Source organism: Sinorhizobium terangae, from assembly GCF_009601505.1.
Classification (GTDB): domain Bacteria; phylum Pseudomonadota; class Alphaproteobacteria; order Rhizobiales; family Rhizobiaceae; genus Sinorhizobium; species Sinorhizobium terangae.
In genome coordinates, this window is sequence record NZ_WITC01000043.1 from 86,776 (window position 1) to 96,334 (window position 9,559).

The following is a 9,559-nucleotide window of genomic DNA, read 5'->3' on the forward strand; positions in this document are numbered from 1 at the left end:
GCTCACCCCTCCGCTTCTCACGCTCATGCTCGACCGAATCGAGTCAAAAGTTAACGTGATCGGTTCTGGGAAGTCGAGACGCGAGATTGCCCCTCACCCTTACCCTCTCCCCGCAGGCGGGGAGAGGGAACCTAGGCGGCGCGGCATATCCCTTCTCCCCGTCAAAACGGGGAGAAGGTGGCCGGCAGGCCGGATGAGGGGCCATACGCATTCCTACAACAGAAAAGCGGCGGATCGCTCCGCCGCTTGCAAAGTTCGAGGAAAACGCCTCTTCAGTGCCCTGCGCCTTCCGCCCCCTCCGACAGAAGGCCGAAGACAAAGGGCGAGAACGACCGCCAGCACTCGACGCGGAACGTATCCTCGGCCGTGCGGAAGAGCACGATTTCCGCCTTGCCCAGTATCGTCCGCGAACAAGCGCCGACCGGGAAGATCGCGAGCGAAAGGTCCTGCGGGCATCCGCTGTTGACCGCCACCTCGGCGCCCGGACCGCTGATGATGACGGCCGTGTTGCGATGGGAAATGTCGACCGCCGAATGCATGACGCCACTGGACGCGGCTGCCGCCATCAAATCCTTGCCGTCTTCGTCGATCACCAGCCACTCGTCCGGACCGAGCCAGAGCGCGTGGCGCTTTCCGGTCGAGGCAGAGGTCTTCGGCCGCGTCGGCAGCGTGACCCCGAGTGCCGCGGAGAGAGCCGCAACGGCGTCCGGTGCCGCGCGGAGGGATATCCGCGAGGCGGGCGCCGCGGGCGTCAGGATCGCCGCCGGCGAGCCGCCACGGAGCCCGGCGAGCGGAGCATTGCGGATTGCAGTTGCCTGGTCAGCCATGGAGGCGACCTCCTTCCTTGTCAAAGAACACCATATCGCTCACCTCGACGGCGATCGTCCGGTCGGCCATCGGGATATAAAGGGTCTGCCCGAGGCGCTCCCGTCCACCGGCGACCATCGCCAGCGCGATCGACCGGCCGCAATTTGACGACCAATAGGACGAGGTGACATGGCCAAGCATGGTCATCGGCTTCGGCTCGTTCGGATTGGCAACGATCTGCGCGCCCTCCTCCAGAACCACCTTCGGATCCTTGGTGAGGAGACCGACAAGCTGCTTGCGACCGTCCTTGACGAGGTCCGGGCGCTTCAGCCCGCGAATGCCGACGAAATCCGGCTTCTTCTTCGACACCGCCCAGGAAAGGCCGGCATCGTCCGGAGTGAGGGTCCCGTCCGTATCCTGACCGACGATGATGTAACCCTTCTCGGCGCGCAGCACGTGCATGGTCTCAGTGCCATAGGCGCAGGCGCCCATTGGTTCAGCCCGAGCCCAGATCGCCTCCCATACGGCCTGGCCGTAGTCCGCAGGGACGTTGACTTCGAAACCGAGTTCGCCGGTGAACGACATACGGAAGAGCCGCGTCGGCACGCCGCAGATCCGCCCCTCGGCAACGCTCATGTGCGGGAAGGCTTCGTTCGAAAGATCTATGCCGTCGACGAGCGGCGCGATGATCTCGCGCGCCTTCGGACCCTGCACCGCAATGACCGCCCACTGCTCGGTGGTCGAGGTGAGCCAGACTTTCAGATGCGGGAACTCCGTCTGCAGATAGTCTTCCATGTGGTGCATCACGCGCGGCGCGCCGCCGGTCGTCGTCGTCACGTGGAAGCGGTCCTCGGCCAGGCGGCCGACGACGCCGTCGTCATAGACGAAGCCGTCGTCGCGCAGCATGATGCCGTAGCGGCAGCGGCCGGGTTTCAAGTTATCCCAGGCGTTCGTATACATCAGATTGAGGAACTTGGCCGCATCGGGGCCAACCACCTCGATCTTGCCGAGCGTCGACGCATCGAAGACGCCGGCCACCTCGCGTACGGTCTTGCATTCGCGCGCAACCGCTTCGTGCATGGACTCGCCGGCCTTCGGATAGAACCAGGCGCGCTTCCAGTTGCCGACATCCTCGAATTCGGCGCCCTGCGCCTCTTCCCAGGCATGCATCGGTGTCTTGCGGGCCGGATCGAAGAGGCTGCCACGAGAATGGTTGACGATCGCGCCGAAGGTCACCGGCGTGTAGGGCTGGCGGAAGGTTGTCAGCCCGACCTCCGGGATACCCTTGCCGAGCGCTTCCGCGGCGATCGCGAGCCCGTGCATGTTGGAGAGCTTGCCTTGGTCGGACGCCATGCCGTTGGTGGTGAAGCGCTTGATATGCTCGACCGAGTGCATGCCCTCGCGCACGGCGAGGCGAATGTCCTTGGCGCAGACGTCGTGCTGGAAGTCGATGAAGGCCTTGACCGTCGTGTCCGGCCCCGCCCCTTCCGCTGCGCCGATCATGCCGCCCGTCCAGGCGAAGGCATTTTCGCCGGAGATTGCGAGCTGCGATCCGTTTTCAGCACCCGCAGCGCGGGCTGCCAGTTCACCGGCCGCAAGCGCCTCGTCGATCGTCGCCTGGAGATCGTCCGTGCCGTTGCATGCACCGATCGAGAGGCAATCCTGCGCGTAGGTGCCCGGCAGGAAGCGCTCCGTTGCGGCGTCGAATTTCACCTTGCCGCGCGATTGCGAGAAGAGGTGCACCGATGGTGTCCAGCCGGCGGAGACGAGGAGCGCATCAACGGCGATCTTGCGTGCCGCACCGCCGCCCCGTCGGGCAACGCTGATCGACGAGATCCTGAGCTTGCCCGTGGTGTTGACGACCGAATGGCCGGTCAGCACCTCGATGCCGAGCCGGCGTGCCTCGGCCAACACCGCCTCGCCGGGCTTCTCGCGGCTGTCGACGATCGCCGGCACGGAAATACCCGCCTTCCTGAGGTCAAATGCGGCCTCATAGGCGGAATCGTGCGCCGTATAGATGCCGACCTTGGTACCGACGGCGACGCCGAAGTGGTTGAGATAGGTGCGCCCCGCCGACGCCAGCATGATGCCCGGCCGGTCGTTGTTGGCAAAGACCATATGACGCTCGATCGCGCCGTTGGCGAGAATGACCTTCTTCGCCCGCACCTGCCAGAGCCGCTCGCGCGGCAATGCCTTGTCCGGTGCAGAGAGATGATCCGTGACCCGTTCGACGAGCCCGACGAAATTGTGGTTGTAGTAGCCGAACGCGGTCGTGCGGGTCAGCACGGTGACGTTGTCTCTCTCCGCGAGCGCCCTGCCGGTCGCCTGCGCCCACTCGTAGCCCGGCTTGCCGTCGATGACCGTGCCGCTGTCATAATGGAGCGCGCCGCCCATTTCCGACTGCTCGTCGCAGAGGATGACCTTGGCGCCGGCCTGCGCGGCCGCAAGCGCCGCTGAAAGACCGGCAACGCCCGCACCAATCACCAGCACGTCGCAATGGACATACCGGCTCGCATAGTGGTCCGGATCGGACTCCGTCGGCGCAACGCCGAGGCCGGCCGCGCGGCGGATGAAAGGCTCGTAAAGCTTGTGCCACGCCGCCTTCGGCCACATGAAGGTCTTGTAGTAGAAACCGGCGGCGAAGAAGGGCGAGAGCAGATCGTTGAACCCGCCGACATCGAAGGCGAGCGACGGCCAGCGGTTTTGCGACGAGACCTTCATTCCGTCGAAAACTTCCTGCACCGTGGCGCGCACGTTCGGCTGTCTGCGTGCCGCGTCGCGCGATATGTCGAGCAGCGCATTCGGCTCCTCGGCGCCGGCGGAAAGAATGCCGCGCGGACGGTGGTACTTGAACGACCGGCCGACAAGGTGGATGCCGTGGGCAAGCAGCGCCGAGGCGACCGTATCGCCCTCGAGCGCCGTCAGCGTCCGACCGTCGAAGGTGAACCTCGCGGTGCGGGCGGGCGTCAGGCGTCCCGCACCCGAAATGCGATTGACCCCGCTCATTGTGCTGCTCCTTCAAGGGCCTCGTAGGTTTCGACCTGTGCGCTCGTCTTCGGCTCTGCGTTGAGGTCGGGCTTCGGCTCGCCGGCCTTGTAGGTGGTGAGGAACCGGTCGGTGACCGTGTCACGCGCCGCATTGAAAAAACGGCCGCAGCCATGGATGTGCCGCCATCTCTCGAAGATCACACCCTTCGGATTGTCGCGCAGGAAGAAATAGGCCTCGAACTCTTCGTCGCTGATCTCGGCGATATTGGTCGGGCGGGCGATGTGGGCATCGCCGGCATTGCGGAATTCGAGCTCGGAGCGCTCTTCTTCGCAATAGGGGCAGTAAATCAGAAGCATCTGGATGTCCTCGCATTAGAGCGCCGCGCATTCCGTGGGACGCGCAAAGGTCGCTCTACCTTCCTTCTAGTGCGCAACGGCGGCAGCGGCCGCCTCGTCGATGAGCCGCCCGGTGCGGAACCGCTCGAGCGTCAGGCCGGCAGCGAGCCTGTGCGGTTCGCCACGTGCGATGAGATGGGCAAAGAGGTTGGCCGAGCCCGGCGTCGCCTTGAAGCCGCCCGTTCCCCAACCGGCGTTGAGGTACAGCCCCGGCACCGGCGTGACGCCCTGGATCGGCGAGCGGTCCTGCGTCACGTCGACGATACCGCCCCATTGCCGCATCATCTTGACGCGGCGGAACATCGGGAAGAGTTCGCAGATCGCGTCGAGCGTATGGGTGATGATCTGCAAGCCGCCGGTCTGCGAATAGGAATTGTACTGGTCGGTGCCGGCGCCGATGACGAACTCGCCCTTGTCCGACTGCGATATATAGGCATGCACCGAGTTCGACATGACGACGCAGGGGAAGATCGGCTTCAGCGGCTCGGAAACGAGCGCCTGTAGCGGCTGGCTCTGCAGCGGCACGCGCACGTCGGCCATCTGCATTAGTACCGACGAGTGGCCGGCCGCAGAAATGCCGATCTTTTTCGCGCCGATATAGCCGCGATTGGTGTCGACGCCGATCACGCGGCCGGTCGCATCGCGGCGAATGCCGGTCACTTCGCAGTTCTGGATGATGTGAACGCCGCGGTCTGAAGCGCCGCGCGCGTAGCCCCAGGCGACCGCGTCATGGCGCGCCGTGCCGCCGCGCCGCTGCAGCGCCGCGCCATTGATCGGATAGCGGGCGGTCTTGGAAATGTCGAGCGGCGGACAATAGGCCTTGGCCTGTTCCGGCGTCAGCCACTCGTTATCGATGCCGTAGAGTCGGTTGGCGTTGATGTGCCGCTTGAAGGACTGCTGGTCGTGGATGTTGTGCGACAGCATCATGACGCCACGCGGCGAATACATGACGTTGTAGTTCAGATCCTGCGACAGGTTCTCCCAGAGCTTCAGCGAATGCTCGTAGATGTCCATGCTCTCTTCATAGAGATAGTTGGACCGGATGATCGTCGTGTTGCGGCCGGTGTTGCCGCCACCGATCCAGCCCTTTTCGAGCACGGCGACATTGGTGATGCCATGCTCCTTGGCGAGGTAATAGGCAGCGCCCAGGCCATGCCCGCCCCCGCCGATGATGATGACGTCATATTCCTTGCGCGGCTCCGGCGAGGCCCATTGCGGCCCCCAGCCCTTGTGGCCGCGCAGCGCCTCGCGCGCCACGGCAAAAACAGAATATTTGCGCATCCGCCTGCTACTCCATGAACCCCGAGAAAACATGTTGTTGGCGTTAGAAATCGCAAATCTGAGAGCCGTGCAACGTTTCTTTTGCGACGCGATTCGGCGAACTTGGACGGACTTGCGACATCGTGTTAAACACCCCGAAAAGCCGCCATTCAGGGCCGGCAGCGCAGAAGAAACCCGAACTTGTGTTTTTTCCGACCCGCTCGCGCTGTCGTCACTGGACTTTGCCCGCACGATCTGTTATCCGATTTTTCAATCGTCGAGCTGTCAGCTCAGCGAACGCAAATTTTTTGCCTCCCCTTACCTGGCGGTGGGGCTTACAACTCGAAACAAAGGAACGGGATTCACGTGCAGGTACTTGTCCGCGATAACAATGTCGACCAGGCGCTCCGCGCTCTCAAGAAGAAGATGCAGCGCGAAGGCATTTTCCGCGAAATGAAGATGCGTGACTTCTACGAAAAGCCGTCCCAGAAGCGTGCGCGCGAAAAGGCCGAGGCCGTCCGCCGCGTTCGCAAGCTGGCTCGCAAGCGCGCACAGCGTGAAGGCCTTCTGGCTCGCTGATTTGTCGTTTTTTCGACGTTTTCTAATGTAAGTCGTGGCGGGGGCGAGATATCGCCGCCGCCTTTTTGTATGGACACCATGTCCGTCGGCAAGCTAGCGTGATGCGTCAGCTTGCGACGGTCAGCCGCCCGGACGGGATAAGCCGGTCGGATCGCCGGAGGATCTGATGAACCCTGGCTGGAGCCCCGCGTATTCGCCGGTCTCCGTAAACGGAAAGCCCGAGGCTTTCGGGACCTTGTCGCATTGAGGGATCGACTTTGACATTTGCTGCCATGACTGCGGACGTCTCCGCCATCCGTGAGGCGCACCGCCGCCACCAGCGCAGGCCGAAGCTTGCTGCCATGCTCATCCTCGGCTCCGCCCTGCTGCTTGCAGGCTGCCAGACCGACAACTCCGAATCGATGATCCGCGTCGAGCGGGCGCAGGGCTCGGAGGAAAACATCGCCTCGCTGTCGAGCGTCATCGCTTCCAACCCGAGTGATCCGGAAGGATATAATGTGCGCGGCTCGGCCTATGGCCGTGCCGGCGAATTCCGCCGTGCACTCGCCGATTTCGACAAGGCGATCGAGCTCAATCCGCGCTTCTACCAGGCCTATGCCAACCGCGCGCTCGTCCAGCGTAACATGGGCAACCAGCAGGCCGCCCTCTCGGACTACAATACGTCGCTGCAGCTCAACCCGAGCTACGACGTCGCCTATATCGGCCGCGGCAATCTCTATCGGCAGGCGGGCCAGCTCGACTCTGCCTTCAACGATTTCAACAAGGCGATCCAGCTCGACACGACCGACCCCCGCGCCTATCACAATCGCGGCCTGATCTATCAGGCGCGTAACGAGCATGGGCAGGCGATCGAGGATTTCTCGACGGCGATTTCGCTCTCGCCGAGTTCGCCGGAACCCTATAACGGCCGCGGCATTTCCTATGTCGCACAGGGCGACGACGACAATGCCTTTTCCGATTTCAACACCGCCATCAACCTGAATGGCAAAGTAGCGGAATCCTGGGCAAACCAGGCTCTGATCTACGAGCGCCGCGGCGACAAGGCCAAGGCGTCGAAGTCCTATTCGCACGCGCTTTCGCTCGATCCCAAATACGAGCCGGCCCGGGCTGGTCTCGCCCGTGTGAAATCGATGTCCTGATCGGACTTTCCGATCTTCGGCGCCCGCGACAGGCTCGCGGGCGTTTTTTGTGCTCACTTGGGTGCGAAGGGACATCGCACGGGCGGAACCTTCACAGTTTCAAATCCGTTTGACCCATGGCTTCAATAACGGAAACTGAGCCATGATCAAGCAAACCTTTATCGCAGCGGCCGCCCTTGCTGCCCTTTCGGGTGCTGCACCCGCAGCTGCGCAAAGCTATGTCACGCTCGGCCGCCTCACCTGCGGTTCGGAAGGTGGCACCGGTCTCATCATCACGTCGACGAAGAACCTGATGTGCACCTACAGGCCTGCCAACGGCGCGCCGACGGCCGTCTATGCGGGCATGATCCGGAAATTTGGCCTCGACGTCGGCACGACTGGCAAGAGTGTGATGGTCTGGGATGTGCTGGCCAAGACCGGCACGCCGGTAACCGCATACGCCCTTGCAGGCGAGTATTACGGCCTTGGGGCCGATGCGAGTTTTGCGGTCGGCGGCGGTGCCAAGGTGATTGCCGGTGGCACGAACAAAGCCTTCATGCTGCAGCCGGTGAATGTCCAGGTCCAGGAAGGGCTGAACCTTGCCCTCGGCGTCGAGCATTTGACGCTGGCGCCCGCAGGCTGACCATCACGCCGGAAATCCGCGATGTAGCGGAAAAGAGATCAAGGCCCCGGTCAAACGGGGCCTTTGTCGTTCCGCACCCGGATGCTCGCAGCCGGTCAGACACAGCGAACCGCAACTGGCCGAACGATCAAATGTCGAATAGTTTATCGCATCGGTCATTTGCCCCGCAGGTGCCGGCAGCAATTCAAAGTCCTCCAGCGAGCCTTGCGCATCCGATTGGACGCGCGGCGCTCAGAAGCAGATGTCGTCGACAGGTAGAACGATGAACGACCAGCAGATCCGCGAGCTAATACTGTGGACATCCGAGCAGGGGATCCGTGGGAGTGAGGAGCCCGAGTTGCTCGCCGGCTTCTGCGACAGGTGCAAACAGGCCGGACTCCCGATCGAGCGCGCGCTCGGCCTGATCGACACGCTTCATCCTGAAATCGAAGGCCGTTCGTTCACTTGGGACAGCGCAAGCGGGGAAGCCCCCGAGGTCACTCCCTATGGATCGACCGCCACCGGCGAAATGCAGGCGAGCTGGCAACGCTCGATCTTCTATCACATGCTCGTGGAACGCCAGGCAGAGCGACGCATTCGGCTCGCCGCTGCAACGTCCGTTCCCTACAATTTCCTCGATACGCTGAAGGCGGACGGCTACACCGACTGCATCAGCATGATCCACTATTTTACCGACCGGGGCCGCGTCGGCGAGATGGACTGCTTTTACTCCTATTGGACGACGAAGAGGACGGACGGATTCAGCGACGATGAGATCGACGCGTTAAGGGTGCTGTTGCCGACGCTCGCACTCGCCGTCAAGGCGGCCTCCTGTGTGCGCATCATCAGCACGCTTGCCGATGTCTATCTCGGTCAGGACGCCGGCCAGCGGGTCGTCAAGGGCAGCATCGAGCGCGGTGCGGCGGAGAAGATCGAGACCGTGATGTGGTTTTCCGATCTGCGCAACTATACGCGGATATCCGAGACGGTTGCTCCGGAAGAGGTCATTCCACTTCTCAACGACTATGCCGGCACCGTGATCACCGCGATACACGACCATGGCGGCAGCGTCCTGAAGCTGATCGGCGACGGCGTTCTGGCGATCTTCAATGCCGGCGACCGCGCCAGCGCCTGTGCCTCGGCGGTCGCTGCCGAGCGGCAGTTGCGCCTGATGCTGAACGAGCTGAACGCAAAGCGGCGCGATGATGGAAAGCCGACGACCGACATCTACCTGGGCCTGCATATCGGCGAGGTCTTCTATGGCAATATCGGCAGCCAGAACCGGCTAGACTTCACCGTCGTCGGTCCGGCAGTCAACGAGGTGAGCCGGATCGCATCGATGTGCCGGTCGGTCGAACGGCATGTTGTCATGTCCTCGGAATTTGTCGAGGCCTGTCCGGCCGTGTTGCGTGCCGACGCCGTTTCACTTGGCCGTTTCGCGCTGCGCGGCATCGCCCGGGCAAAAGAGCTGTTTACCTGGGACCCGGAGATTGCGGCCGCAATCGATTCGAATGATCAAACCGGGCCGGCCCCTCGCTACACAGCGTCGTAGCTGCCCCTCACCCTAACCCTCTCCCCGCGCGCGGGGGACACCGTCGGCGTGGTGCGGGTGGCGTCCACGGCTGCCAGGAACGAGAGTGGGCGCCGCGAGTCCCTTCTCCCCGCCTGCGGGGAAAAGGTAGCGGCAGCCGGATGAGGGCGGACACAAGCGGGCGGGCTGCACGAGCCTTCCTCATCTCGCCTACAGCGCCGTGCGTCCTTTAGGACGCACAAAGGACGCTGTAACTCTT

8 protein-coding genes are annotated in these 9,559 nt (G+C 63.1%); 4 read left to right on the top strand and 4 right to left on the bottom strand.

What is annotated here, in order from left to right; translation table 11 throughout:
* Nucleotides 1-272: 272 nt before the first annotated feature.
* The 4 genes from soxG to GHK62_RS12320 all read right to left on the bottom strand — a co-directional run bounded on the left by soxG (nucleotide 273) and on the right by GHK62_RS12320 (nucleotide 5,471).
* Nucleotides 273-827: a sarcosine oxidase subunit gamma family protein gene (gene soxG / locus GHK62_RS12305; protein ID WP_153439445.1), complete on the bottom strand. Its 555-nt coding sequence runs from the start codon at nucleotides 825-827 to the stop codon at nucleotides 273-275.
* The gene (locus GHK62_RS12310; protein WP_153439447.1) at nucleotides 820-3,813 is read right to left on the bottom strand and encodes a sarcosine oxidase subunit alpha; all 2,994 of its coding nucleotides are present in this window, start codon (nucleotides 3,811-3,813) and stop codon (nucleotides 820-822) included. Before GHK62_RS12310 ends, soxG begins: the two co-directional genes overlap by 8 nt.
* Entirely contained in the window at nucleotides 3,810-4,151 is a 342-nt protein-coding gene (locus GHK62_RS12315) for a sarcosine oxidase subunit delta (RefSeq protein WP_153439449.1), read from the bottom strand. The genes GHK62_RS12310 and GHK62_RS12315 overlap by 4 nt, the downstream gene beginning before the upstream one ends.
* Before the next feature lie 66 nt (nucleotides 4,152-4,217).
* Nucleotides 4,218-5,471, bottom strand: coding sequence for a sarcosine oxidase subunit beta family protein (locus tag GHK62_RS12320; protein ID WP_153439451.1), 1,254 nt, complete (start codon nucleotides 5,469-5,471; stop codon nucleotides 4,218-4,220).
* Nucleotides 5,472-5,816: 345 nt separating this feature from the next.
* On the opposite strand from GHK62_RS12320, the gene rpsU reads away from it, so the two are divergent.
* The 4 genes from rpsU to GHK62_RS12340 all read left to right on the top strand — a co-directional run bounded on the left by rpsU (nucleotide 5,817) and on the right by GHK62_RS12340 (nucleotide 9,321).
* Nucleotides 5,817-6,029 carry a 30S ribosomal protein S21 gene (gene rpsU, locus GHK62_RS12325; RefSeq protein ID WP_012709405.1) on the top strand — a complete coding sequence of 71 codons (213 nt, stop codon included), beginning with the start codon at nucleotides 5,817-5,819 and terminating at the stop codon, nucleotides 6,027-6,029.
* A 257-nt stretch (nucleotides 6,030-6,286) separates the two neighbouring features.
* Nucleotides 6,287-7,168: a tetratricopeptide repeat protein gene (locus GHK62_RS12330; protein ID WP_153439453.1), complete on the top strand. Its 882-nt coding sequence runs from the start codon at nucleotides 6,287-6,289 to the stop codon at nucleotides 7,166-7,168.
* Between the two features lie 142 nt (nucleotides 7,169-7,310).
* The gene (locus GHK62_RS12335; RefSeq protein WP_153439455.1) at nucleotides 7,311-7,790 is read left to right on the top strand and encodes a DUF992 domain-containing protein; all 480 of its coding nucleotides are present in this window, start codon (nucleotides 7,311-7,313) and stop codon (nucleotides 7,788-7,790) included.
* Nucleotides 7,791-8,052: 262 nt separating this feature from the next.
* Nucleotides 8,053-9,321, top strand: coding sequence for an adenylate/guanylate cyclase domain-containing protein (locus tag GHK62_RS12340; protein ID WP_153439457.1), 1,269 nt, complete (start codon nucleotides 8,053-8,055; stop codon nucleotides 9,319-9,321).
* Nucleotides 9,322-9,559: the final 238 nt, after the last annotated feature.